This window comes from Hymenobacter sp. HDW8, from assembly GCF_011305775.1.
Classification (GTDB): Bacteria; Bacteroidota; Bacteroidia; order Cytophagales; family Hymenobacteraceae; genus Hymenobacter; species Hymenobacter radiodurans.
The window spans coordinates 3,491,161-3,514,271 of the sequence record NZ_CP049907.1; the positions used below are offsets into that span (position 1 = coordinate 3,491,161).

Here is a 23,111-nt window from a genome sequence, read left to right on the forward strand (position 1 = left end):
ACGGGCTGAATTACTGCAGCAGCCACCACTTCGGTACCTGCGGGATAATGTTGAATACAATTAGCCCCCCAGTAAGTAGAATATTGAAAATGGCCAGCGGAATCAGGATGGTCCAGCCCAGGCGCATAAGCTGATCATAGCGGAAGCGAGGCAGGGTCCAACGAACCCACATGAAGAAGAAGATGAAGGAGAAGATTTTGACAAATATCGCTACTACGCCCAGCGCCGTTACGATATTATGAGCTGTAACTGCTCCCTGCGACTCAGCCAAGAAAGCACGCAACTCATATTGAAAAGGGAAGTTGAAGCCACCAAAATACAGCACGCTCATCACGGCCGAGGCCACGAACACGTTGATGTACTCAGCGAATAAGTATAAGCCCATTTTCATGGAGCTGTACTCAGTGTGGTAGCCGCCGACCAACTCCGTTTCGCATTCAGGCAAATCGAAGGGAGTACGGTTAGTTTCAGCGAAAGAGCAGACAATAAAGATAATAAAGCCCAGTGGCTGCTTTACAATATTCCAGAATTGCCACTCGCCCGGTACTGATTGCTGCAGCGTGATTTCGCGGAGTGATAAGGTCTCGCTAATCATCAGTACGGCAATGAGGGACAAGCCCATGGCCAGCTCGTAGCTGATGTTTTGCGAAGCGGCCCGAATAGCTCCTAGCAGCGAGAACTTATTGTTGGAAGCCCAGCCGCCAATCATAATCCCGTACACACCCAGCGAGACAACGCCGAACACATATAGCATTCCGATATTTACCTCAATGCCTTGCAACCAAATAATGGTACTGCCGAACTGCAAGTAGTTGCCGAAGGGAATTACAGCAGATGCCATCAGTGCCGTAACCATGGCCAAGCACGGACCGAAAACGAAAAGCGCACGGTTAGAGCCAGCTGGGAAAAACTCTTCTTTCGTGAACAGTTTCACGGCATCAGCGAGTGGCTGAAGCAAGCCAAAAGGACCCGCCCGGTCCGGACCGACACGGTCTTGCAGGAAGGCCGCAATAACGCGCTCCGCATAAGTAGAATACGTGGCGATGAGCAGCGAAACGCCGAACACCACCAGAATAACGAGGGCTTGCCAGCCCAGTGCGGGAAGTTCCATGTAGTATATTACTAGTTTCATATACCAGCTGTGTATTACTCACTTAGAGATTCTACACAACTAGCGCTTAGTTAATTACCCAATTTCAAGGGAGGATTTTGTTCTAAATCGCGCACTGAGCTCTCCGGCAAATCTGCAATAATCTGCGGGTTTACTACGGGCAACTCGTAGTGATTAGCTGAAATCACAGAAGTCCGATCGATATGCGCAGGGCCTTCGATGGTCCAGTCGGCAGTTTCTTTTTTCTCGAAGCGGCACTCGTTGCAAATCCACTCTTTTACTTCGCCATACTCGTTTTTACGAGCCGTGATGCGCAGTACGTCTTTGCCTTTGTACCACAGCACTACGTTGCCAGTGCACTTGGGGCAGTCGCGGTGGGCGTTCACAGGCTTTGTGAACCACACGCGCTGCTTAAAGCGCCAGGTTTTGTCGGTCAGCGCACCTACGGGGCACACGTCGATAACATTACCTGAGAAGTCATTGTCGATGATGTTCTCGATGTACGTACCGATCTCGGAAGCGTCGCCACGACCTAGTACGCCATGCACGCGGCCTGGAGTGAGTTGGTCGGCAGTGTATACACAGCGGTAGCACAGAATGCAGCGCGTCATGTGCAGCTGAATCAGCGGACCGATATCAATCTTTTCGAAGGTGCGGCGCTCTTCCTCATAGCGGGTGGTGGATACACCATGCTCAAAGGCAAAGTTTTGCAGGTCACACTCACCAGCTTGGTCGCACACAGGGCAATCTAAGGGGTGATTGATGAGTAGCATTTCTACAATGCCTTTGCGCACATTGAGTACTTGCTCGGAGGTCGTGTTTTCTACCACCATGCCGTCTTGCACAGGCGTAATGCACGAGGCCACCAGCTTGGGCATCGGCCGCGGATCTTTGGTGGAGCCAGCAGCTACGCGTACCAAGCACGCCCGGCATTTGCCCCCCGAGCCTTTCAGCGGAGTATAATAGCACATGGCAGGCGGCACGATACCGCCGCCGATGGTGCGAGCCGCGTTGAGGATGGTTGTTCCGTCTGGAACTTCTACCTCGATGCCGTCAAAAGTTATTTTAGCCATTTCAGAGTCAGCGAAGATTGGCCTTGGTTACTACAGCGTCGGGCCCCTGTGAGGAAAAACGCTGAGGTATGCAGGGGTCAATTCTTGAATTTTAAATCTCTTTTTTTAATCGTTGCTAGGCCAAAACGGCTTTGCCAGGGTAAACCGCGCCGGCGCGTGTGGCCTCCTGAGGATGCTTTACATGCCACTCAAACTCGTCGCGGAAGTGACGTACGGCCGCCGCTACGGGCCAAGCCGCTGCCTCACCTAGGGGGCAAATGGTGTTGCCTTCTATTTGCTTGGCTACGCTTACCAGCAGGTCGATGTCGTGCATCGCACCGTGACCATGTTCTAAGCGGTGCAAAACTTTTTCGAGCCAGCCTGTGCCTTCACGGCAGGGTGAGCACTGTCCGCACGACTCATGATGGTAGAAGCGCGAGAAGTTCCAGGTGTTGCGCACGATACAAGTCGTCTCGTCCATGGCAATAAAGCCCCCCGAGCCCAGCATAGTGCCGGTTACGAAGCCACCATCGGATAAGGATTCATACGTCATCAGACGAGGCTCGCCAGCGGCAGTTTTCAAGATGAGCTCCGTCGGTAGAATCGGCACAGAAGAGCCACCAGCTACTACTGCTTTCAGCTCGCGCCCTTTCCATATGCCGCCGCAATACTCATCCGAGTAGATGAATTCCTCAACTGGTACACCAAGCTCGATTTCGTAGATACCTGGCTTATTCAAATGACCGCAAGCGGAAATAAGCTTAGTCCCAGTGCTTTTGCCAATGCCGATTTTGGCGTACTCATCGCCGCCTTCGTTCACAATAACGGGCACAGCGGCAATGGATTCTACGTTGTTAACTACCGTAGGCCGAGCGTATAATCCCTGCACAGCTGGAAATGGCGGCTTGTTACGTGGGTTGCCGCGTTTGCCTTCCAGTGATTCTAATAAAGCCGTTTCTTCACCGCAGATATACGCGCCACCACCGGGGTGCACATGCAAATCCAGTGAGTAGCCTGAGCCAAGGATGTTTTCGCCTAAAAAACCAGCTGCATACGCCTCAGCAATAGCTTTTTCCAGAATGCGCAGTACGTACAATAACTCGCCGCGAATGTAGATGTAGCTAGTGCGCGCGCCCAAAGCGTAGCTGCCTGTAATCATGCCCTCAATGAGCAAGTGTGGCAGCTTCGACATCAGTTGCCGGTCCTTGAAGGTGCCGGGCTCCGATTCGTCGGCGTTGCAGACGAGGTAGCGTGGTACACCTTCGGGCTTCGCCAAAAAGCTCCACTTCATTCCCGTCGGGAAGCCCGCGCCGCCGCGCCCTCGTAGGCCCGACTTCTTGACTTCCTCCACCACCTCGTCGGGGGTCATCGTCTTGAGGGCCTTCTCCACGGAGCGGTACCCACCGTATTTGCGGTAGACCTCAAACGTGTCGATTCCCTCAACGTTTATATGTTCAGTTAATAGCTTGCGTCCCATAATTTCTCCAGCGTAAGGGGTAGGAGTGAAGGGTTAGTTGTATTTGTTCTTTAAGCAACTAATTGGCTTAAAGGCTAAGCGTTATCTTTCTGCTCTTCCCACGGCAGTATCGGCCGGTGAACCATGCTGCGGAGTTCGTTCAGCATTGCATCCACGGCCTCCGGTGTTTCGAGACTCTCGTAGTATTTCTCCCGCACCTGCACCACCGGCGCAAACCCGCAGGCCGCTAGGCACTCGACCATCTTAATGGTAAACATACCGTCGGGTGAGGTTTCGCCCACCTTCGCTCCCGTAATGCGCTCCAAGTTTTCCGTTAGCTCATCCGAACCGCGCAACATGCAAGGACCTGTGCGGCAGATTTCCAATACGTGCTTACCAACCGGCTTGAGGTTGAACATGGTGTAAAACGACGAAACCTCATACACCTCAATTGGCTTGAGGTCCAGCGTTTCGGCTACCAAATCCTGTACTTCAGGGCTTACCCAGCCACCAAACTCTGCTTGCGCAATGTGTAGCACCGGCAGCAAAGCCGACTTCTTACGGTCTTCAGGATAGCGCGTGATGATGCGCTTAATCTCGGCTTGGGCAGCGGCCGAAAATTGAGGCTTAGCGGGAGCAGTCGTAACTTCCATAGGAGACAAATTCAGCAAAAACTACGCGTCCAGCTCGCCGGCAATTACGTTCATCGAACTCAGAATCACGATGGCGTCGGAGAGGCTGGTGCCTACCACCATTTCGGAGTAGGCTTGGTAGTAAATAAAGCAGGGGCGACGGAAATGCAGGCGATACGGCGTGCGGCCACCATCCGAAACTAGATAGAAGCCCAACTCGCCGTTGCCGCCCTCCACGGAGTGATACACCTCACCCACCGGCGCTTCAATCTCACCCATGATGATTTTGAAGTGGTAGATCAGAGCCTCCATGTTTTTGTATACGGCCTGCTTGGGGGGTAAATAATAGTGCGGTGCGTCGGCGTGGTATGGACCCTCGGGCAAGTTGTCCAGCGCTTGATTAATAATGCGCAAGCTCTGCCAAATTTCCTCGTTACGAACTAGGAAGCGGTCGTAAGTATCGCCGTTGGTACCTACTGGAATTTCGAAGTCGAAGTCCTCGTAAGACGAATAAGGATTCATTACCCGCACATCGTAGTCAACGCCGGCCGCCCGTAGGTTTGGGCCGGTAAAGCCGTAGTTTAACGCTTTCTCGGCTGTGATTGGGCCCACGTTTACCACCCGATCCATGAAGATGCGGTTGCGAGTAAACATGCTTTCAAACTCACGCATTACGGCCGGAAACTCCTTCAGCCACTTGCGCAGCTTCTCGATAGCCACCGGCGAAAAGTCACGCTCCATGCCGCCTACCCGACCCATGTTGGTCGTGAGGCGTGCGCCGCATACTTCCTCGTAAATCTCGTAGACCTTTTCACGCTCTTGAAACACGTACAAGAAGCCAGTAAAGGCCCCCGTATCTACTCCCAGAATAGAATTACAGATCAGGTGGTCGGTGATGCGGGCCAGCTCCATCATAATGACGCGCATGTACTGCGCGCGCTTCGGAACCGTAATGCCCAACAACTTTTCCACCGTCATATGCCAACCCATGTTGTTGATAGGGCTGGAACAATAATTCATTCGGTCGGTGAGGGGCGTAATCTGGTAGAATGGCCGCCGCTCGGCAATCTTTTCGAAAGCTCGGTGAATGTAGCCAATGGTAGGAACGCCGGAAATAATCCGCTCCCCATCCATTTGCAGGATATTCTGAAAAATGCCGTGCGTAGCAGGGTGTGTCGGACCCAAGTTCAGCGTCGTCAGCTCTTGGCTGAAGTCGTTGAGGGTGGGCACGAGCTGGTTATGCTGCTGCTCGCGGGCTTCTTGATGAATCTTATGGGTGCCTTCCAGCGTGTCGTTTACTGCCATGATAAAGGTATCAGGGGCCTAGCGGCCGAAAAACAGGTCAGTTTTGTCTTCGCGAGTGCCATCCTCCAGCGGATACTCACGCCGCATGGGGTGGTAGTCCATGTCCTCCACATTCAAGATGCGGATGAGGTTAGGGTGGCCCGTGAAGATGATGCCGAAAAAGTCGAAAGCCTCGCGCTCCATCCAGTTCGCTGTGGCGTAGACATCAGTGAGCGTAGGTACGGCCGGATCGGTAATTGGGAAAAAGATTTTTAGCCGGAGGCGCACATTATGCACCAAGCTGTGGAGATGATAAATCATCCCTAACTCCTGACCTTCCTGCTCGGGATAGTGAATCCCGCACATAGTAGTCAAAAAGTTGAACTGCATGGTTGGCTCGCCGTGCAGAGTCTGAATGATTTCGTGAATCCGCTCGCGTGTGGTAGTGGCCGTAAGTAAGCCGTAAGGCTGTTCTACATCCGTGAAAGCATCTTCGCCAAATAGCTGCTGAAGGGTAGTGAGTACCCGGGCATTAGTCAACGTATTAGGATCGGTTTCAGCTACAGCAGCTTGAGCAACAGTGAATTCTTCGTTCGATTCAGCCATTTTTGAGAGGAACTAGAAATAGACAGCAGGAGCATTTATAACTTAAATGCTCCTGCTGTCTATTTCTTACTTAATATTATAGGAGGCCAACAGCGCCTGATACTCGGGCGAGTTGCGGCGGCGGATAGACTCGTTTTTAGCTAGATCCTGTACTCGCATCAAACCATCGAGCACCTGCTCTGGACGGGGCGGGCAGCCGGGCACGTACACATCAACGGGGATGATACGGTCGATGCCCTGAAGCACAGAATAGGAGTCAAAAATGCCCCCCGAACAGGCGCAAGCGCCCATAGCCAGTACCCAACGAGGCTCAGCCATTTGCTCGTACACTTGCTTCACGATGGGCGCCATTTTCTTGGCGATAGTACCCATTACCATGAGCAAGTCGGCCTGACGGGGCGAGAATGATGGCCGCTCCGAACCAAAGCGAGAAATGTCGTAGTGAGAGCCCATGGTGGCCATGAACTCAATGCCGCAGCAAGAAGTGGCAAAAGGCAACGGCCAGAGTGAGTTAGCGCGGGCAATGCCAACCACCTTTTCTAAGGAAGTAGCAAAGAAGCCTGCACCCTCGATTCCTTCCGGTGCGCCTACGGTTTTGATTTCAGGAACTCGTATATCAGTCATAAGAATGAGTCTATTTCAGAAATGGGAATACCCATCTGACGAACACTGGCAAAGAGGCAAAAGTTTGCCTTTTAGCGCTCTGTCCAGCGTAATACGCCCTTTTTGATAACGTACACGAAGCCTGCCATGAGCAGCGCCAAGAATACAATCATCTGTAAAAAGCCTTCTGTACCTAACGAGCGGAAGTTGACCGCCCAAGGATACATAAAGATTACTTCCACATCGAACAGCACGAATAGAATGGCTGTCAGGAAGTATTTCACCGAAATCGGCGTGCGGGCATTGCCCACCGACTCGATGCCGCACTCGAAGGAACTGTCCTTAACGGCGCTCTTGCGGTTCGGGCCTACTAAGTGAGATACAATCATCGCAAAAGCGACAAAAGCTATAGCAAACCCAAGCTGAACTAAGATGGGCAGATAGTCAGAAGGCTGGTATTGCGCAGCCGGAAGAGCAAGAAACATAGTAGCTAGATTAGGGCTAGAGGTAAATCAGCACTGAAAAGCAAAGGTAAGGCGTACGGGTTTGGGAACAAAGGTGAAGCTGCGCTTGGCGGAGAAAGGTAATGAAGTGGCAAATCTGCCGCTTAGTTACAGTTAGAACAGGAGCTAAGCAGAAAAGTGAGTTGACAGAAGAGAAAAGAATTATGGAATAAAAAAGCCCCCCAGAAGTACTTCTGGGGGGCTTTTTACAACTTAGATAGCAAGATTAAAAACCACCCTGCCCAGTCACGTTCAGGTTTTCACCTGTTTCAACGCCCAGGAAAGGGTAACGATAATCCACCGGCGTCACGAAGGTTTCCTTGATGGCGCGGGGCGATACCCAGCGCAGGAGGTTCAGCATGGAACCAGCCTTATCGTTGGTGCCGCTGGCGCGGGCGCCACCGAAAGGCTGCTGACCAACCACAGCACCGGTGGGCTTGTCGTTGATGTAGAAATTGCCGGCAGCATTCACCAAGCGCTTCGAAGCCAAGTCAATAGCGTAACGGTCTTGGCCGAAGATGGCGCCAGTCAAGGCGTAAGGCGAAGTGCTGTCCACCAAGTCGAGCGTTTCTTCAAACTTATCCGCGTCGTAAACGTGCATTGTTAACACCGGGCCAAACAGCTCTTCGCACATGGTCACGTACTTGGGGTCGTTGGCCACCAGCACCGTTGGCTCCACGAAGTAGCCTTTCGACTTGTCATATTTGCCCCCCGCAATGATTTCTACCGCTGGGTCTTGCTTGGCGCCGTCGATGTACTTGGCCAGCTTATCAAAGGAAGCTTCGCTGATTACGGCGTTGATGAAGTTACCGAAATCCTCTACGTCGCCCATTTTCATCGACTTCAAATCTTCCTGCAAATAGGCTTTTACCTCCGGGTAGAGATTGGAAGGAATGTACACGCGGCTCGCTGCCGAGCACTTCTGGCCCTGATACTCAAATGCTCCCCGGGAAATAGCCGTAGCTACTTGGCGTGGGTGTGCCGAGTGGTGAGCCAGGATAAAGTCCTTACCACCCGTTTCGCCCACAATGCGTGGGTAAGACTTGTACTTGTGAATGTTCTGGCCAATCGTCTTCCAGATGTTCTGAAAAACACCCGTGGAGCCGGTAAAGTGAATACCCGCAAAATCCGGGTGATTGAAAATTACATCACCAGCGGTCGGGCCATCCACATATACTAAGTTGATAACGCCGGCCGGCACGCCTGCTTCCTGGAACAGCTCCATGAGCACGTGAGCCGAGTAAATCTGAGTGTTGGCGGGCTTCCATACCACTACGTTGCCCATCAGCGCGGCCGACGTAGGCAAGTTGCCGGCAATGGAAGTGAAGTTGAACGGCGTTAGCGCAAACACGAAGCCTTCCAGCGGACGGTGTTCCAAGCGGTTCCACATGCCGGGCGCCGACTCAGGCTGTTGCTTATAAATTTCCTGGAGGAAATGCACATTAAAACGAAAGAAGTCGATCAGCTCGCAAGCCGCATCAATTTCGGCCTGAAAAGCATTCTTGCTTTGCCCCAGCATGGTAGCGGCGTTCAGGCGGGCGCGGTAAGGGCCGGCCAATAGCTCAGCAGCTTTTAGAAAAATAGCGGCGCGGTGCTCCCAGGGCAACTCAGCCCACTCGCGGCGGGCGGCCAAAGCGGCTTCGATTGCTTGAGCTACGTGCGTGCCATCACCCTCGTGAAACTGACCCAACACGTGCTTATGGTCGTGGGGAGGCGAAATGGTTTTGGTTTTACCAGAGCGCACTTCCTGCCCGCCGATATACATTGGAATGTCTACCTGCTGCTTCTTCAGGTTTTTGAGGGTCTGCTGCAACTCGGCGCGCTCCTTGGAGCCGGGCGCGTAGCCTTTAACAGGTTCGTTAATCGGGGTAGGAACGTTGAAAAAGCCGTTGGCCATGGAGTTAGTCTTTGGGTGTAGGTTTATTGATGGGGAGGAGAAGCAAAGGTAACAGGGAGTTGAACAACCGTAAGTAAGCGTAGTTGCTTGCTGATGCTCGTGTCCGATCCGACATTGCTCTGTAAGTCTGTAGAGCTATATCTTATAACTAAAGACTAGCCAATAGTGCCATTACCTGCTCTTTTAGGTCTTCCTGAGAGCCATTGTTGTGGATAATGGTAGCGAAGTGTGGATAAGCATCCATCACCGTTTCGCTGGGGTGATTATCGTCGCGGGTGCCGTCGCCACGCTGTTGGAGTGGGTCGCCTTCTAAGCGTAACATTAGGCCGCCGCGCTCCCGAATAGGGTCGGCTTCGTTGGCAAACCGCACATCAGGTACAATGACAAACTGATCCTCGGGCAGGCGGGCAAAGAAAGCTTTGACCCAAATTTCGGGCTCCCAGGCCCGTAGGGCGTGGCCTACTTGCTGAAGCATTTCGCCGCGGGTGCGCTCGAAGATGGGAAGCAGTTGCGCTTTACCATCTTGGTAGTAATAGGGGGCAATTGCCTCGCCAGCCAAGGTGGCGCACACCGCCTTGATGGCGTCGCCGAAAGAAAGAATCTGCCAGTTGCGCTCTGGCTGAAGTTGTTGGATAAGGCGAGCCACGGTATCCTTGCCGCTGCCTCGCTTCCCCGAAATGCCGAGTAAGTGTATCATATCAGCACAAAGGTAGACGGCATTGGGGGGCTTTTTCTTCTACAAAATCTCCTTTAGCTCGCTCAAACAGCTAATCTCATACGTCACTTCATTAAAATGACGTCTCTTCTCGGGGTTGAAGTACACCTGATCAATGCCGGCATTAAAAGCGCCCAGCACGTCACATTCCAGGTTATCACCAATCATCAGACTTTCCTCAGCGCTAGCGCCGGTGCGTTCCAGGGCGTGCTCAAACATGCGCCGGTCGGGCTTGAGGAAGCCGCTACATTCGGAGGTAACTATTTCCTGAAAGAAAGGTGTGAGCTGCGACGAATCGAGCTTGATGTATTGAATTTCCTTAAAGCCATTCGTGATCAAATGCAGAGTGTATTTGGTCTGCAAATATTCCAGCATGTCATAGGTGAAAGGAAATACCGCCGACTTAGTAGGAAGCAATTCGGTAAAGTGCTGGGAAATGCCCTCCGGCACGTCGGCTTCCGCTACGCCGAGCCGCACCAGCGTGCGCGTAAAGCGCGTGCTCCGCAACTGCTGCTGCGTGATTTTGCCCCCCTGATACAACCGCCACAGCGCATGATTGATGTCGCGGTAGCGGTCAATAAACTCCTCCACCGTGAAGGTGCCGAAGCGGCCCAAATCATAGTGGGTAAAGAGCGTACGCAGGGTTTCGTCGGCGTTTTTCTCGAAGTCCCACAACGTATGGTCGAGGTCAAAGAAGAGGTGACGATAAGCCTTGGCTGGACGAAATGATTGGCTGGGGGGCATTTTTAATCAAGTAGGAGTTTAGATACAACGCGCCCGTGCAGCAGATGTTCGCGCACAATAGCGGGCGCGTCGTCGGGCTGTACGTCGCCGTAAATCGCGCCTTCGGGATATGCAATGAGGGCCGCACCGCATCCTTTTTTGCAATGCTTGCACTCATCAATGCAGCCAGTGGGAAAGGCACGGTTGAGCTTTTTGCTGAGTCCCTGCTTTTTAATTTCCTTTTTCAGGGCCTTCACCACGTCGCGGCCTACCTCACTTTTTTGGTTGGTGCAAACGAAAAGGTGATGTTCGTATTTCATAAACTAAACTAGCTAAGCTCAACCGCCGCGCAGGCCAACACCCTTATGCTGGTTGATAGCCCGTCCAGCGGCGATTCTGAAGCTTGTACGCGGCCAACTCCCGATTCGACCAGAGCGTTTGGTAAATCTGCTGATCGCGCATCAGCTGAGGGTCTTTTTCCATGTAACCCAAAAACTGGTGAACCAGGTCCGCCATTTCATCTTTTATAAAATAGAAGGCCCAATTGTCGAGTCGCCGAAAGCTGACCAAGCCCGCGTTTTTCAGATACAATAATTGGCGGGAGGTTTTGGTTTGGGTGAAGTCCAAGACCTGTTCAAGGTCGGAAATGCACATTTCCTGGTTGCGCCAAAGCAAATGCAGCATGCGCACCCGCGACTCGTCGCCGAGGGCCTTAAATAGTTGCTGACCAAATGCAACGCTGAAGTGTTTAAGACGCATCCTTTACCGAACAAAGCGGGAAAAAGCCCCCGCTCTGAACTGAACAAATTTACGCTCCGTCCGGCTTCGACCTCCCAAAGAGCCGTATTATTGCAGTATAGCCCACCCGAGTATGTCTGATAAAAGTAGAATGTATGCGCTTGTAACCACCCTAGGGCTGTTATTGGTGCTGTTTGTACTGGCTCCCACCGCTGGCCACGCGCAGGGGCAGCGGCGTGTAGTGCAGTTTTCTGGTATCGTAGCCACCGGCGACAGCCTGTTAGGTGTGCCGGGCGCTACCGTGTTTGTTCCTTCGGCGGGCCGAGGCACGGCTACTAACCTCTACGGCTACTTCTCGCTGCCTGTCCTCACCGGCGACAGCATCGTGATTCGCTCCTTGGGCTACCGCAACCAATACGTTATCATCCCGCCCGATTATCCGCGGCAGAGCTACTCGGTTATCGTTTCGCTGCAAGAAGACGTGACGGTGCTGCCCGAAGTGCGGGTGTTTCCCTATGCCACCGAAAAGGAGTTTAAAGAGGCTTTTCTAGCCCTGAAGCTGCCTAAGGAACGCGGCAGCAGTGCCGCCAGAAACCTGAGCCCCGACGTGCTCCGCCAGATTTTTAATAATGCGCCCGTCACCAGTGCCGGCAACTACCGCCAGACCCTTCAACAGCAGCAGCAGGGCTACGACCGGCGCATGGGTATGGGCCAAACGCCTCAAACCAATAATCCTTTGTTGAACCCTTTCAGCTGGCTGAAACTAATTCAGCAAGTGAAAGATGGGGAGTTTAAGAAAAAGGAAGGCGTAGATTATTAATTAGTCAGCTTGCTAAAGCAATAAAAGCCCCCCAATCGGTCATGCTGAGCGGAGCGACGCAGCTGGCGTGTTTACCAAGAGTAGTAATCTGTCGTCAGCATGCTAGCTGCGTCGCTGCGCTCGGCATGACAGTTTAGAGTACTAGAATAAACTCTAGGCAAGCTGCCAAGCTCAACTGTCTGAAAAACAGGACAACCAGTAAGTGGGTTTTACTGTAAAACCATCCGTGCGAGTTCCATGTGGGAGCTGGCCAGTGAGTGCTCAACGTAGCACCTTATACCTTGTTTTTCAGTTTTATGGATACGAACCTCCCGGTTTCTTCCCATCCGCGCGTCGTTATTATCGGCTGCGGATTTGCGGGTTTGCGGCTGGCGAAAGAGTTGCGCCACGCGCCCGTGCAAGTTGTCGTCATCGACCGCAATAATTACCACAATTTTCAGCCGCTCCTCTACCAAGTAGCCACTGGCGCTCTTGAAGCGGATAGCATTGCCTACCCAATCCGCAAGATTTTCGCGGGCCAGAAAAACTTTTTCTACCGCATGGCCGATGTGCAGCGCGTCGCGCCCGAGCGCAACGTGGTGCACACCAGCGTGGGCGATATTCGCTACGATTATTTGGTAATAGCCACCGGCTCGCTTACCAATTTCTTCGGCATCGAGAGCATTGAGAAGAATGCTATGCAAATCAAGAGCATTCCGAATGCCCTGAATTTGCGCAGCTTTATTTTCCAGAATTTCGAGAAAGCGCTGCTCACTGAAAATCCGGAGGAGAAGCAAGCGCTTCTTAATATCGTAGTAGTCGGCGGCGGACCTACGGGCGTCGAAATCAGTGGCTCGCTGGCCGAAATGCGCCGCCACGTGCTACCCAAAGACTACCCGGAACTGGATTTGAAGCAGATGCAGGTTATTCTGGTGGAAGCCGGGCCAGCCGTGCTCGGGCCCATGTCGGTGAAGTCGCAGCAGGAGTCGAAGCGCTACCTGGAGGAGCTTGGCGTCATTGTGCGCCTGAATACGTCCATTAAACGGTTTGAAAACTGCCGGGCCTATTACTCCGATACCGACTATATCCCGACCGAAAACTTGATCTGGGCGGCCGGTGTGAATGGGGCCGAAGTACCCGGTTTGCCCCCCGAGGTGGTTGCCCGCAACAAGCGCATCAGCGTGAACCGTTGGAACCAAGTGGAAGGCTTTCAAAACGTCTTCGCCATCGGCGACGTGGCCAACATGGTGACGGAGGAAATGCCCCGCGGTATGCCCATGCTGGCACCCGTAGCGCAGCAGCAAGCCGACTTACTGGCCGAAAACCTCCAGCGCATTATGCGCAACGAAACGCCCAAGAACTTTGAGTATGTTAATAAAGGCGTGATGGCCATTGTGAGCCGCAACAAAGCCGTAGTTGACTTGCCCAAAGACGTGCATTTCAGCGGTATTCTGGGTTGGTTTACGTGGTTGTTTGTGCACTTAATGACGCTTGTCGGCTTCCGCAATAAAGTGGTAGCCTTCGTCGACTGGGCCTTCAGCTACTTCAGCTCCGACCAAGCGCTACGCCTCATCATCCGGCCCTTCAGCCGCCGCGATGTGAAGGACGACCAAGGCAAGAAAAAGGCTGAGCATCAGAATGCTACGCCAGAGTACAACCCGACGCCGCCCGCTATTCAAACGCCAGTAGCGAGGTAGTCAACAGGTAATTTACTGTATGAAAAAAGCCCCCAACGGAATGTTGGGGGACTTTTTTCATACAGTAAATTACCTACTAAAGAGCGTAGTCGGCAAGCGCTTTACTTACATCATAAATGTTGCGGTCGTTGCGGAAGGTTTTGCTGATGGCATCGGTTTGGCCGCGCACCCAGATTTTTAGCTCCGCATCGAGGTCGAAGTGCCCGGTAGTTTCCATCGAGAAGCGCTCAATGCTCCGATACGGCACACTCAAAAACTCCTTCTTCTTGCCCGTTATTCCTTGCTTATCCACCAGAATCAGGCGCTTATTCGTGAAAATAAGCTGGTCGCGGATAATGACGAAAGCCTTTTCAACCCGCTCGTCAGTGGCCAAGAGGCGGCTGAGTTCCTGTTGCAATTCCTGGGCATCGCTTTCCGAAGCATTGCCGATTAATCCATCGAGAAGTCCCATAGTCGGTGTAGAGTTGGTGGAAGACGAAGCTACAACGAAAATTACTTGCTTCGGCTGCTCCTGCAAACGGTAGAAGAGTCGGTGACAATTACCTGTGGAGCATCGTACCACATTTTATTGGCGGTGCAAAACCGCTCAATTCTTTCCTCGGAGGAAGCCAATCGAAGTTTGAAAAACCATTGCGCTTCACCCCGATAAAGGGTCGGCAGCGGCGTAAACGTCTTGACTACGTTGGCGTAGGTGGCTGCTACTGCGGGGGTGCCGGGGGTAGGAGCACCCATATCGCCGCTGAAATAAACACTGCTGCCAATCGGGACAGCCGTATACAGCTGGAGTAGGGTAGCGCCCTCACACGTGGTGCCCAGTATAGTGACGCTTACGCATTCCTGACTCAGATCATCCTCTTTTTCACAGGCTACACTCGTGGCAATGAAGCTGGTATACAGCAGCATGATAAACGGTTTTCTCATTGGGCTGGGGGGCAAATTTGCAGTGTGCAGATAAGAGCCCGCTCGTGCCTTTTGGGTTGCAAGGGCTTCACAAGATCAAGAAGACCTGTAAGCAGTGTCGTAGATGGATTTTACGTGTTGGTTTGTAGTTTCAGCCGCTTACAACTGACTTGGTTACGCCGCCGGCGGCAGATGCAGGATAAACTCGGTGCCGCGCTGCTCATCTGATTCAACCTGCACGGTGATGTGGTGGAGCTGCGCAATACTGCGCACCACCGCTAAACCTAAGCCGTAGCCTTCGGCCGCATCCTCGTCGAAACGGCGGAAGCGCTCAAATACGAAGGGTAAATGCTCAGCGGGGATGGGTTTGCCGGTGTTGCAAATGCGCAGCAAGTAGCCGCCTTCCGGGGTGGGGTAGCCTCCGAGCTCAATTTGCCCCCCATACTGGTTGTACTTAATGGCGTTGCTCAGTAAGTTGAAGAAAAGCGTGAAAATCAATGATCGGTTGGCTGGAGCGAGCACAGGCTCCCCCGTCAGGTTCCAGTGAATAACCAGCGCCTCATTGTTAATACGATCTTCCAGTTCCTCAATTACTTCCTGTAATACCAAGCGTACGGGTACTTCTTCGGTGCGGGCAAATTGATTGTTTTCAACCCGCGAAATAAGCAACAGTGTGCGCAGCGTAACGGTCATACGCTGGAGGGTTTTTTGGGAGGTAACAAGCTGCGTTTCGGCTTCCTCAGGCAGATTTTCAGCCCGCAGCATGTTCTCGAAGCGGTTTTGTAAGACCGAAATCGGCGTCAGGAGCTCGTGGGAAGCGGTGGCAATGAACTGTCGCTCCTGCTCGAAGACTGATTGAATCTTGACCAGCATCTGCTGAATACTGGCGTCCAGATATTGGAAATCGGACGTGCTGGTGCGTAGCGCGGGTAAGTCGGGCGGGGTTGGTCCTTGCACCGCCCGTAAGCGCTCCACAATATGATCGAAGGGCCGCAGTAGAGAGCCGATTACCCCCAGTTCCAGCAGCAACGTGGTGAGCCCCACAAACAAAAGAGCGTAAACGGCCAAATTGCGCAGCAGCTTATACACTTCCTGCACCGATTCAATGCTTTTGCCGATCTCAATAATATACGGCTGGCCTTGGTAGCGCGCGCTGTGCCGTAACACCCGAAAATCGACCTCACTGCCCTGCCGCTGCCGCGGAAAGGTACCAATGGTATCGGGGGGCATTTTGGCGGTTGTGGCCTGCAAATCGATGAATTCGTCTTGCAGCAAATCGTAGTGCGTGCGCCGCTGAACCTGATCCTGGGGCAAGAATTCGGAGATGCCAACCTGCTCAATTCGGGCCTGCACCTGGCGCAGCTCGGCGCGCAGGGCTGCGTCGGTATGGCCTAGCACCAGGGTTTGAACCAGCCAAGGGAGAATCAGCAGCAGTACGGCCGCCATCAGACACTTGGACAGCGTGGTAAGCAGAACCAGCTTTCGTTGCAGCTTCACGTGGTCAGGTCTGGATCAGCCTCCAGCCGCAAGCGGTAGCCAATGCCGCGCACGGTTTCTACCCATTCAGTAGCGGGGTCTTGCTGCGCTAGCTTCTTGCGCAGATTCTTGACGTGCACATTAATGTAGTTTGAGTCATGGTCAGCGCTGTCGTTGATGGTGTTGCCCCAAATATGCTCGCTGAGCTGGAGCCGGGTGAGTACCTTGCCACGGTGCAGCAGCAGATAGTGAAGCAGCTCAAATTCCTTGCGCGTTACATCCAATAGTGTTTCGCTGTGGCGCAGACTCCGGTCGCCGAGGCTCAGGACAAATCCGCCAAATGCCAGCTTATCCAGCACCACGCCGTGCTTACGGCGGGTTACGGCCTGCATGCGAGAGCCCAATTCTAACAGCGAATAAGGCTTGGGTAGATAATCATCGGCCCCCAGGTTGAGGCCATTAATACGATCATCGACCGAGCCACGAGCACTCAGAATGATGATTGAGGCCTTCTGATTTCGCTCTTGCCGAGCCTGGGCCAGCAGCTGTAATCCATCTTGGTCAGGCAGACCTAAATCCAGCAGCACAAAGTCGTATTCGTTTACAAACAGCTTTTCTGACGCCTCGCGTCCCGTGCGAGCAAAGTCGCAGTAGTAGTGTTCATTATAAAGAAATATACCCAGCTCGCGGGCCAGAGCACGGTCATCTTCAACGATGAGGACATTCATACGAATAAAGAAAGCCAAAAAATAAGAAAGCTAACAGAATAAGCTGTTGCGCTTTGCGTAGGGCAGCAGTCCTAAACCGGATGGTATAAAAGCCTGCTCATTATGAGTGCATATTATACTCTTGGAGGTGAAGGAAGAATGAAGCACCGGGCTAAACAGGTTGGAAGGGTAGGACTGGGGGGCTTTTTCTAAGATTAGCAGCAAACCAAAACAGCCGCCTCACATGAGGCAGCTGTTTTGGTTTTATGGCAGTAGTGGGTAATTAAACTGTCTGTAAAAGCAGACCAAGGAGAAGAAGTGGAACAACAATGAGTACCCCAGGCAAGAGCATATTAATAATTGCCTTACCCGTATTAAATCCCTGAATTAAGCATATTCCTTTTACAAGAATTACTAGCGTCCATGAGCTTAATACTGCTTCTGTCAAAGCAAAAAACACCCACATGATGCTGTTAAAACTGGATGTGTTTGTATGCTCGCTTTTGAATAAATCATCACCAAAAATGAGCACTTCAGGAATTATAAGCAGTAAAGTAAAAATTGATGGGACCATTGCCCAGGCGAGGATTGTCCGGAAGGTATCTGAAGCAGCTTGCCCCTTGAGCCATTTGCCTGTGACGCTCATTAGCCACGCATAGAAGTAATAAACTATCCATCCAGTTAGACCGCCCATAATTATGGCTGTGAGCAAAATGGTGGTAGTCGGCATTCTATCCCCATATCCTGCATCGAAGCTCTACTGATAGCTCTAACAATGCCACCTAAGCATAAGAGGATTGCAACGTATTTATGAGGATTATTTTGAAGAATATAGTTTAATGTGAGCTTCGGCTTTAACCAGATTTGTGTCAGCAAGTTGTCTTCTCTTATATCCGCGTAGTTGTCCATCATTAGCAGGCTTTTTTCTGATTAATACCGAATGCAAGCTGTTGAAATAAAACCCAATAAAAAAAGCCAGACGCCGTAGCGTCTGGCTTTTTTTATTGGGTTTTATTTCCGCTCTAATTCGTGCCACCGCCCGTAGCGCCGCTGCTGGCCGGAACCGGCTGGGTAGCGCTGGGTTGCTGCTGCATCGGGTTCGGCTGCGTGCGCTGCTGCTGCTCAAACAACTCAAAGCGGGTGGGGGCCAATTTGCGCGGATACGCATTGTTGCTCAGATCAGTATCGGCGGTTTGCAGGAACGGGTCGAGCGTGAAAGCTACCACAGGCTTATCGGTTACGAATACCTTGGTTACCTGCTCGTTGTTGCGGCGCCAGATTTCGGCTGGAATGTTCACTACTTCCTGCTTACCGTCTTCATAAGTCATTTGCACGATAACCGGCATCACGAGGCCGCCAATATTGCGCAAGCCCACTTCGTAGAAGTGCAAGCCTTCGTTGAGGCGCTTCTGCTGCTCAGGCTTCAGTTTCTTCACGTACTCCTGGTAACGTTGCTTATCGGCTTCCGTCGTGGCGATAGGGTCGTAGGAATTATAGAAGTCCTTCAGGCCGGGCTTGTCGTCTACCAACGTACGCTTGATGTCTTGAAGGTTACGTTGCTGCGAAAGCGTTTTTGGCTCGGCATTCAGCTCCTGACGCTTGCGGGCATTCTCAATTTCGGGGTTTTTAGAATCAACGGTATACCACTTAACGCCTTCAATGGCTAGGTCGGTGCGGTCATTGGTATAAAACCAGCCGCGCCAGAACCAGTCGAGGTCTACGCCTGAAGCGTCTTCCATGGTGCGGAAGAAGTCGGCAGGCGTGGGGTGTTTGTAAGCCCAACGACGAGCGTACTCCTGGAAAGCGTAGTCGAATAGCTCGCGGCCCATAATGGTTTCGCGCAGGATATTGAGGCCGGTAGCGGGCTTGCCGTAGGCGTTGTTGCCGAGCTGCAACACCGACTCCGAGTTGGTCATGATCGGGGTTTGCAGGCTCTTATCCATGCGCATGTAATCCACCATTTTGGCTGGCTCGCCGCGGCGCGAAGGGTAGTTGCGCTCCCATTCCTGCTCCGAGAGGTACTGCATAAAGGTGTTCAGGCCTTCGTCCATCCACGTCCACTGCCGCTCGTCGGAGTTCACGATCATAGGGAAGAAGTTGTGCCCTACCTCGTGGATAATCACCGAAATCAGACCGTATTTGGTGTTAGCCGAATAAGTGCCATCCTTCTCGGGGCGGTAGCCATTAAAGGAAAGCATCGGGTATTCCATGCCGCCAATAGGGCCGTGCACCGAAATAGCAACCGGATACTGATACGGAATGGTCCGCTTAGAATAGGTTTTAAGCGTGTGCGCTACGGACTCCGTCGAGTACTGGCCCCACAACGGGTTGCCTTCTTTCGGATAGTACGACATGGCCACAATCGGCTTGCCTTCGATCTTCAGGCCCATGGCATCCCAGATAAACTTACGGGAGCTGGCAAAGGCGAAGTCACGCACGTTTTTGGCCGCGAAGTTCCAGGTTTTGGTGCCTTTCGCGCGGCCTTTCTCGGCTTGCTCAGCCTCAGCCTGCGTCACAATAACCACCGGCTTGTTGGCATCGGTAGCTTGGGCCAGCCGCTTCCGCTGCGTGGCCGACAATACCTGATCTGGGTTTTGGAGCGTGCCGGTAGCACCGACCACGTGGTCGGCGGGGGCCGTGATGCTTACTTTATAGTTACCGAAGGGCAGGGCAAACTCGCCGCTGCCTAAGAATTGCTTGTGCTGCCAGCCGTTTACGTCATCGTACACGGCCATGCGGGGGTAGAACTGCGCGATTTCGTAGAGGTAGTTTTTATCCTCCGGGAAATACTCATAACCCGAGCGTCCGCCCAGCTTAAGCACGTCGTTGATGTTGTAGCGATATACGATGCTGAACGTGAACGACTGCTTGGGCTGCAAAGGCTGAGGCAAATCCACGCGCATCATGGTGTGATTGACCACGTGCGGCAGGGCCTTGCCACCTTTCTGCTTCACCGACTCAATCTTGAATCCACCGTCGAAATCGGCGCGGGCCAGGTAATCCATGGCTCCAAACGACATGCGCGGCTGCAACTCGGCCGTCTGCGTGGAGGTAGTCATGGAGTTCTTGTCGTAGATATTCTGGTCGAGCTGTACCCACAGGTAGGTCAGCACGTCGGGCGAGAGGTTGGTGTACGTGATATCCTCGGAGCCCGAAATGGCCTGCTTCTCGTCGTCGAGGCGCACCTTAATGTCGTAGTCGGCGCGCTGCTGCCAGTACTGCGAGCCTGGCGCGCCCGAGGCGGTACGAAACGTGTTGGGGGTAGGCAGCTCGGTGCCGAGCTGGGCAAATTTGTCGGTGCCGGAATTGGTGTTCTGGATGGAAGGCGTTTGGGCCATCAGTGGCGCCGCGCTCAACCCGATGCCACCGACGAGCAAGAGAAGATTTCTCAACATAAAAACAAACAGAAAATCAGGAAGGAGGAAAGCAAATTTACGGAAATCCACTTAATGAATCCGTAACATATTCTCTGCTAATAATACCGCAACTCAGGGCCAGATTTGCCCCCCAAATACCAACGTTAGCTTGTGAAGTTCCCGAGCAACAAAATAACCGCAATACCCGCCGCGGCTCCGCTCACCACCAGCACCCAGTCGCGGCGGGCCGCCCGGAACACGCGCAGCACAATAAAGCCCAGCACGAGAATGAGGGCTACAATGAGCAATTGGCCCAATTCAACGCCCACGTTAAAGGCCAGCAACTCTACTACGGGTCGCGAATTCTGCCCCAGCAGCTCCCGCAGATAGCTGGAGAAACCGAGCCCGTGTATCAGCCCAAAAATGGCTGCCAGAGCATTGGATAAAGTGAGAATGATGGGCTGGTTGCGCTTGAAATCGCGCCCGGCCCGGCTCATGTTTACGACGCAGGCTAGCAGGATAGTAACCGGAATCAACACCTCAATCAGCGTGGTGCTGTACTGCACGAAGCCCAGCGTAGCCAAAGCCAGCGTGATACTGTGCCCCACCGTGAAGCTCGTAACTAAGGCCACTACCCGGCGCCAATCGCTGAGCACATATGGCGCACACAAGGCCAGCAGAAACACCAGATGGTCGTAGGCTTGTAGGTTGAAGATGTGAAAGAAGCCGAGCTGCAGGTAAGTCGAGAAAACGGACATGCGGCAAAGCTAATATTTATTCTAAAGTTTAGGTTTGGATGATACTTAATGCTGTTTTATAATTTTTCATATAATAAAAGTTATCTTATTTATTAGTATTAAGTAATTAACAGGATAATTAAGCTATATAAGGGCTATAATTTGTTGTGTGATGGTTTTGATTTTTTACAAGATGAGCTATAGCTTGCGCTATCTTCTGTTCATACATTTATTCACTTCAATGCCAAAATTTATACTCTCAGTTACTCTTGTAACTAGTCTGTTTTTCGCTACTGGCTCAGTTGTGGCCCAAACTACTGAAACTAGCACGACTCCTGTAGTGGCGGCTCCTATCCTTACTTCTACTCCAGCCTTTTCCTCCGACACCTTGCAGGCCGTACAAAAGCTATTTCGGAGCCGTCGAACGGGTGGTGCGATACTTGGCTTTCCAGGTGGCTATATGCTTGGCTATGGGTTGGTCTCAACCGCTAGAGGCATAGACGGTGCGCCCGCTACGCTGGCAATAGGTGCGGTACTTTCTGGTATTAGCTTAAGCAAAAGTGCTCGGTTCAGTAAGTTGAAAGAAGCCGAAATCATTAGCGCTTATCAGAATGGTAAGCCACTGCCTGCGTATGTACGCACCAGGATCAAGAGCAAGCACTTGAAGAATGCTAAGCCATTTGATGCAACTGCTCAACGATCCACTTGGTAAGTATCGCAAGCTAAAAAGCCCCCCAGAAGGAATCTGGGGGGCTTTTTTAATGAGTCAATTCAGTGCCGTTGTGTTTGGCCGTGCTTATTGAAACGTAGCCTTTACAATCTCAAAAAATGGTGATGTAGCAGTGTACGGATACAGCACGTAAGCATCGGTGAGACTGCGGCGGGTGATGGTAGTGGGGCCAACAGCGCCCGTGGCAAAGCTGCCGGTAGCGCGGGCCGAGGCCCAGGTGTCGGTGGTGTTCATCCGGAAAACGGTCTGTTGACTGCCCGACACTACCAGTAGCGTTTCGGGCGTGAGGAGCAGCAAGCCATCGGCACCAACCAGACTCTGGGTTTTGCTGACAGTAGTGAAGCTTTGCGGATTGCTGATAGGTACTTTAAATAAGGTGCCATCATTGGCTTTGGCTACGATCAAAAAGCCGCCTTCCCCAGGATGAAACACAATGCCATTCAATCCGAACCCGGTGCCGCCGCTGAGCTGCTGATTTTCCAGAAATACAGAGGCGTTGCCTTGCAGATCTACTTTATAGATAATGGGGGAGAAGCTATCTGTTACGTACGCATTGCCCTGTAAGTCAATGGCTATATCGTTGGCGAAGTGCTGCTGACCGGGGCGCAGCGCCCCTAGGTTTACGTAGTTGGTGAGGCGGCCATTATCAGTGTTAAAAATAGCCAGCCCGGCTAGCTGGCGTAGGGTCGCTGGCGTGGAGCGGCTGGTATTTCCACCACCATCCGATACAGCCGCAAGCAGACGGCGGCGGGGTAAATCGAGGTTTAAGCCAATAGTCGAAATCAGGCGCGGGTCATCCGCAAACGTGCTATAGGTGCCATTGTCCTTCACTGCGCCAATGCGCCCCTGGGTGCGGGAACTGACCAAATAGCGCTGTTTTAGCTCATCAAACTGCACGCCTTCTGGATGCACCCGAGGCTCTGCAACAGTGACTTTGGCGGGGTTAAAAGGATTGGGAATGGTACCATCATCCTTGACGCAGCCGGGCAGCATACCGGTCAGGACTACGGCTACAGCAGCCAGACGAACAAAGCGCGGCAGGGCAGCTGTTCTTGCCTGCCTAAAAGAGAAAGAGTGAAGCATAGAAATAGGTGGTTAAAAGTCAATAAATCAATACACTGACTATACGGTCTCCAACAGATTCCAGACTGCCGAGGGCAAGATTATATACATTTCCAGATAAGCCTCCCTTCAATCAAGACAGATAGGTGTTTTTATGCTTTTCAGTCAATGAAACTAGCAAATAAGGATACGGGCTTACCTTATTATATATTATTATATAAATATAAAATGTTATTTTGATGTGGTTCATTGATTTAGTGAGATACACATGATAACTCGATCCGTATCCCGAGCATTGTTAGTCATAGGGCCATGGCTCAGTGCTAG

Annotated in this window: 24 protein-coding genes; 3 read left to right on the plus strand and 21 right to left on the minus strand. The window is 52.3% G+C overall.

Annotation, left to right across the window (positions count from 1 at the left end; translation table 11 throughout):
* Positions 1 to 10: 10 nt before the first annotated feature.
* The 13 genes from nuoH to G7064_RS14945 all read right to left on the minus strand — a co-directional run bounded on the left by nuoH (position 11) and on the right by G7064_RS14945 (position 11,341).
* A complete protein-coding gene (nuoH, locus tag G7064_RS14885) occupies positions 11 to 1,111 on the minus strand; it encodes an NADH-quinone oxidoreductase subunit NuoH (protein ID WP_133274066.1) in 1,101 nt (366 codons plus the stop codon).
* 71 nt (positions 1,112 to 1,182) lie between these two features.
* The gene (locus G7064_RS14890) at positions 1,183 to 2,184 is read right to left on the minus strand and encodes a 2Fe-2S iron-sulfur cluster-binding protein (RefSeq protein ID WP_166074202.1); all 1,002 of its coding nucleotides are present in this window, start codon (positions 2,182 to 2,184) and stop codon (positions 1,183 to 1,185) included.
* Between the two features lie 115 nt (positions 2,185 to 2,299).
* On the minus strand, positions 2,300 to 3,640 hold the full coding sequence (gene nuoF / locus G7064_RS14895) for an NADH-quinone oxidoreductase subunit NuoF (protein WP_166074203.1): 1,341 nt from the start codon (positions 3,638 to 3,640) through the stop codon (positions 2,300 to 2,302).
* Positions 3,641 to 3,714: 74 nt separating this feature from the next.
* Positions 3,715 to 4,272: a complex I 24 kDa subunit family protein gene (nuoE, locus tag G7064_RS14900; RefSeq protein ID WP_166074204.1), complete on the minus strand. Its 558-nt coding sequence runs from the start codon at positions 4,270 to 4,272 to the stop codon at positions 3,715 to 3,717.
* A 21-nt stretch (positions 4,273 to 4,293) separates the two neighbouring features.
* Entirely contained in the window at positions 4,294 to 5,556 is a 1,263-nt protein-coding gene (locus tag G7064_RS14905; RefSeq protein ID WP_133274064.1) for an NADH-quinone oxidoreductase subunit D, read from the minus strand.
* Positions 5,557 to 5,574: 18 nt separating this feature from the next.
* Positions 5,575 to 6,141, minus strand: coding sequence for an NADH-quinone oxidoreductase subunit C (locus G7064_RS14910; RefSeq protein WP_166074205.1), 567 nt, complete (start codon positions 6,139 to 6,141; stop codon positions 5,575 to 5,577).
* Between the two features lie 66 nt (positions 6,142 to 6,207).
* Entirely contained in the window at positions 6,208 to 6,765 is a 558-nt protein-coding gene (locus tag G7064_RS14915) for an NADH-quinone oxidoreductase subunit B (protein ID WP_223284720.1), read from the minus strand.
* A 71-nt stretch (positions 6,766 to 6,836) separates the two neighbouring features.
* Positions 6,837 to 7,229: an NADH-quinone oxidoreductase subunit A gene (locus G7064_RS14920; RefSeq protein ID WP_166074206.1), complete on the minus strand. Its 393-nt coding sequence runs from the start codon at positions 7,227 to 7,229 to the stop codon at positions 6,837 to 6,839.
* A gap of 244 nt (positions 7,230 to 7,473) precedes the next feature.
* Positions 7,474 to 9,144, minus strand: a complete 1,671-nt coding sequence (gene pruA / locus G7064_RS14925; protein ID WP_166074207.1) for an L-glutamate gamma-semialdehyde dehydrogenase — start codon at positions 9,142 to 9,144, stop codon at positions 7,474 to 7,476.
* Between the two features lie 148 nt (positions 9,145 to 9,292).
* On the minus strand, positions 9,293 to 9,841 hold the full coding sequence (locus G7064_RS14930; RefSeq protein ID WP_166074208.1) for a hypothetical protein: 549 nt from the start codon (positions 9,839 to 9,841) through the stop codon (positions 9,293 to 9,295).
* Positions 9,842 to 9,880: 39 nt separating this feature from the next.
* The gene (locus G7064_RS14935; RefSeq protein WP_166074209.1) at positions 9,881 to 10,603 is read right to left on the minus strand and encodes a YjjG family noncanonical pyrimidine nucleotidase; all 723 of its coding nucleotides are present in this window, start codon (positions 10,601 to 10,603) and stop codon (positions 9,881 to 9,883) included.
* 2 nt (positions 10,604 to 10,605) lie between these two features.
* Positions 10,606 to 10,902, minus strand: coding sequence for a (2Fe-2S) ferredoxin domain-containing protein (locus G7064_RS14940; RefSeq protein WP_166074210.1), 297 nt, complete (start codon positions 10,900 to 10,902; stop codon positions 10,606 to 10,608).
* Positions 10,903 to 10,945: 43 nt separating this feature from the next.
* Positions 10,946 to 11,341, minus strand: a complete 396-nt coding sequence (locus G7064_RS14945; RefSeq protein ID WP_166074211.1) for an ArsR/SmtB family transcription factor — start codon at positions 11,339 to 11,341, stop codon at positions 10,946 to 10,948.
* A gap of 112 nt (positions 11,342 to 11,453) precedes the next feature.
* On the opposite strand from G7064_RS14945, the gene G7064_RS14950 reads away from it, so the two are divergent.
* The gene (locus tag G7064_RS14950) at positions 11,454 to 12,140 is read left to right on the plus strand and encodes a carboxypeptidase-like regulatory domain-containing protein (protein ID WP_166074212.1); all 687 of its coding nucleotides are present in this window, start codon (positions 11,454 to 11,456) and stop codon (positions 12,138 to 12,140) included.
* 296 nt (positions 12,141 to 12,436) lie between these two features.
* Positions 12,437 to 13,816, plus strand: coding sequence for an NAD(P)/FAD-dependent oxidoreductase (locus tag G7064_RS14955; RefSeq protein WP_166074213.1), 1,380 nt, complete (start codon positions 12,437 to 12,439; stop codon positions 13,814 to 13,816).
* Positions 13,817 to 13,892: 76 nt separating this feature from the next.
* Here G7064_RS14955 and G7064_RS14960 read toward each other — a convergent pair whose 3' ends face one another.
* From G7064_RS14960 to G7064_RS14990, 7 genes are all read right to left on the minus strand, one after another.
* Positions 13,893 to 14,267, minus strand: coding sequence for a PH domain-containing protein (locus G7064_RS14960; protein WP_166074214.1), 375 nt, complete (start codon positions 14,265 to 14,267; stop codon positions 13,893 to 13,895).
* A 41-nt stretch (positions 14,268 to 14,308) separates the two neighbouring features.
* Positions 14,309 to 14,737: a hypothetical protein gene (locus G7064_RS14965; protein WP_166074215.1), complete on the minus strand. Its 429-nt coding sequence runs from the start codon at positions 14,735 to 14,737 to the stop codon at positions 14,309 to 14,311.
* Between the two features lie 153 nt (positions 14,738 to 14,890).
* Complete coding sequence (locus tag G7064_RS14970; RefSeq protein ID WP_166074216.1) at positions 14,891 to 16,213, minus strand: sensor histidine kinase; 1,323 nt, start codon at positions 16,211 to 16,213, stop codon at positions 14,891 to 14,893.
* Positions 16,210 to 16,920, minus strand: a complete 711-nt coding sequence (locus tag G7064_RS14975) for a response regulator transcription factor (protein ID WP_166074217.1) — start codon at positions 16,918 to 16,920, stop codon at positions 16,210 to 16,212. The genes G7064_RS14970 and G7064_RS14975 overlap by 4 nt, the downstream gene beginning before the upstream one ends.
* Positions 16,921 to 17,182: 262 nt before the next feature.
* Positions 17,183 to 17,629 carry a YIP1 family protein gene (locus tag G7064_RS14980; RefSeq protein WP_166074218.1) on the minus strand — a complete coding sequence of 149 codons (447 nt, stop codon included), beginning with the start codon at positions 17,627 to 17,629 and terminating at the stop codon, positions 17,183 to 17,185.
* A 292-nt stretch (positions 17,630 to 17,921) separates the two neighbouring features.
* Complete coding sequence (locus G7064_RS14985; RefSeq protein ID WP_166074219.1) at positions 17,922 to 20,294, minus strand: M1 family metallopeptidase; 2,373 nt, start codon at positions 20,292 to 20,294, stop codon at positions 17,922 to 17,924.
* A gap of 125 nt (positions 20,295 to 20,419) precedes the next feature.
* Positions 20,420 to 21,013, minus strand: a complete 594-nt coding sequence (locus tag G7064_RS14990) for a HupE/UreJ family protein (protein WP_166074220.1) — start codon at positions 21,011 to 21,013, stop codon at positions 20,420 to 20,422.
* A 283-nt stretch (positions 21,014 to 21,296) separates the two neighbouring features.
* Here G7064_RS14990 and G7064_RS14995 point away from each other — a divergent pair, with 283 nt between their 5' ends.
* A complete protein-coding gene (locus G7064_RS14995; RefSeq protein WP_166074221.1) occupies positions 21,297 to 21,704 on the plus strand; it encodes a hypothetical protein in 408 nt (135 codons plus the stop codon).
* Positions 21,705 to 21,788: 84 nt separating this feature from the next.
* Here the strand turns inward: G7064_RS14995 and G7064_RS15000 are convergent, their stop codons facing one another.
* Complete coding sequence (locus G7064_RS15000; protein WP_166074222.1) at positions 21,789 to 22,805, minus strand: SMP-30/gluconolactonase/LRE family protein; 1,017 nt, start codon at positions 22,803 to 22,805, stop codon at positions 21,789 to 21,791.
* Positions 22,806 to 23,111 lie beyond the last annotated feature (306 nt).

What these genes read in the sequence shown, in the direction of transcription:
- nuoH (WP_133274066.1), bottom strand. Translation starts at nt 1,111, where the DNA reads ATGGAACTTCCCGCACTGGGCTGGCAAGCCCTCGTTATTCTGGTGGTG.
- G7064_RS14890 (WP_166074202.1), bottom strand. Translation starts at nt 2,184, where the DNA reads ATGGCTAAAATAACTTTTGACGGCATCGAGGTAGAAGTTCCAGACGGA.
- nuoF (WP_166074203.1), bottom strand. Translation starts at nt 3,640, where the DNA reads ATGGGACGCAAGCTATTAACTGAACATATAAACGTTGAGGGAATCGAC.
- nuoE (WP_166074204.1), bottom strand. Translation starts at nt 4,272, where the DNA reads ATGGAAGTTACGACTGCTCCCGCTAAGCCTCAATTTTCGGCCGCTGCC.
- G7064_RS14905 (WP_133274064.1), bottom strand. Translation starts at nt 5,556, where the DNA reads ATGGCAGTAAACGACACGCTGGAAGGCACCCATAAGATTCATCAAGAA.
- G7064_RS14910 (WP_166074205.1), bottom strand. Translation starts at nt 6,141, where the DNA reads ATGGCTGAATCGAACGAAGAATTCACTGTTGCTCAAGCTGCTGTAGCT.
- G7064_RS14915 (WP_223284720.1), bottom strand. Translation starts at nt 6,765, where the DNA reads ATGACTGATATACGAGTTCCTGAAATCAAAACCGTAGGCGCACCGGAA.
- G7064_RS14920 (WP_166074206.1), bottom strand. Translation starts at nt 7,229, where the DNA reads ATGTTTCTTGCTCTTCCGGCTGCGCAATACCAGCCTTCTGACTATCTG.
- pruA (WP_166074207.1), bottom strand. Translation starts at nt 9,144, where the DNA reads ATGGCCAACGGCTTTTTCAACGTTCCTACCCCGATTAACGAACCTGTT.
- G7064_RS14930 (WP_166074208.1), bottom strand. Translation starts at nt 9,841, where the DNA reads ATGATACACTTACTCGGCATTTCGGGGAAGCGAGGCAGCGGCAAGGAT.
- G7064_RS14935 (WP_166074209.1), bottom strand. Translation starts at nt 10,603, where the DNA reads ATGCCCCCCAGCCAATCATTTCGTCCAGCCAAGGCTTATCGTCACCTC.
- G7064_RS14940 (WP_166074210.1), bottom strand. Translation starts at nt 10,902, where the DNA reads ATGAAATACGAACATCACCTTTTCGTTTGCACCAACCAAAAAAGTGAG.
- G7064_RS14945 (WP_166074211.1), bottom strand. Translation starts at nt 11,341, where the DNA reads ATGCGTCTTAAACACTTCAGCGTTGCATTTGGTCAGCAACTATTTAAG.
- G7064_RS14950 (WP_166074212.1), top strand. Translation starts at nt 11,454, where the DNA reads ATGTCTGATAAAAGTAGAATGTATGCGCTTGTAACCACCCTAGGGCTG.
- G7064_RS14955 (WP_166074213.1), top strand. Translation starts at nt 12,437, where the DNA reads ATGGATACGAACCTCCCGGTTTCTTCCCATCCGCGCGTCGTTATTATC.
- G7064_RS14960 (WP_166074214.1), bottom strand. Translation starts at nt 14,267, where the DNA reads ATGGGACTTCTCGATGGATTAATCGGCAATGCTTCGGAAAGCGATGCC.
- G7064_RS14965 (WP_166074215.1), bottom strand. Translation starts at nt 14,737, where the DNA reads ATGAGAAAACCGTTTATCATGCTGCTGTATACCAGCTTCATTGCCACG.
- G7064_RS14975 (WP_166074217.1), bottom strand. Translation starts at nt 16,920, where the DNA reads ATGAATGTCCTCATCGTTGAAGATGACCGTGCTCTGGCCCGCGAGCTG.
- G7064_RS14980 (WP_166074218.1), bottom strand. Translation starts at nt 17,629, where the DNA reads ATGCCGACTACCACCATTTTGCTCACAGCCATAATTATGGGCGGTCTA.
- G7064_RS14985 (WP_166074219.1), bottom strand. Translation starts at nt 20,294, where the DNA reads ATGTTGAGAAATCTTCTCTTGCTCGTCGGTGGCATCGGGTTGAGCGCG.
- G7064_RS14990 (WP_166074220.1), bottom strand. Translation starts at nt 21,013, where the DNA reads ATGTCCGTTTTCTCGACTTACCTGCAGCTCGGCTTCTTTCACATCTTC.
- G7064_RS15000 (WP_166074222.1), bottom strand. Translation starts at nt 22,805, where the DNA reads ATGCTTCACTCTTTCTCTTTTAGGCAGGCAAGAACAGCTGCCCTGCCG.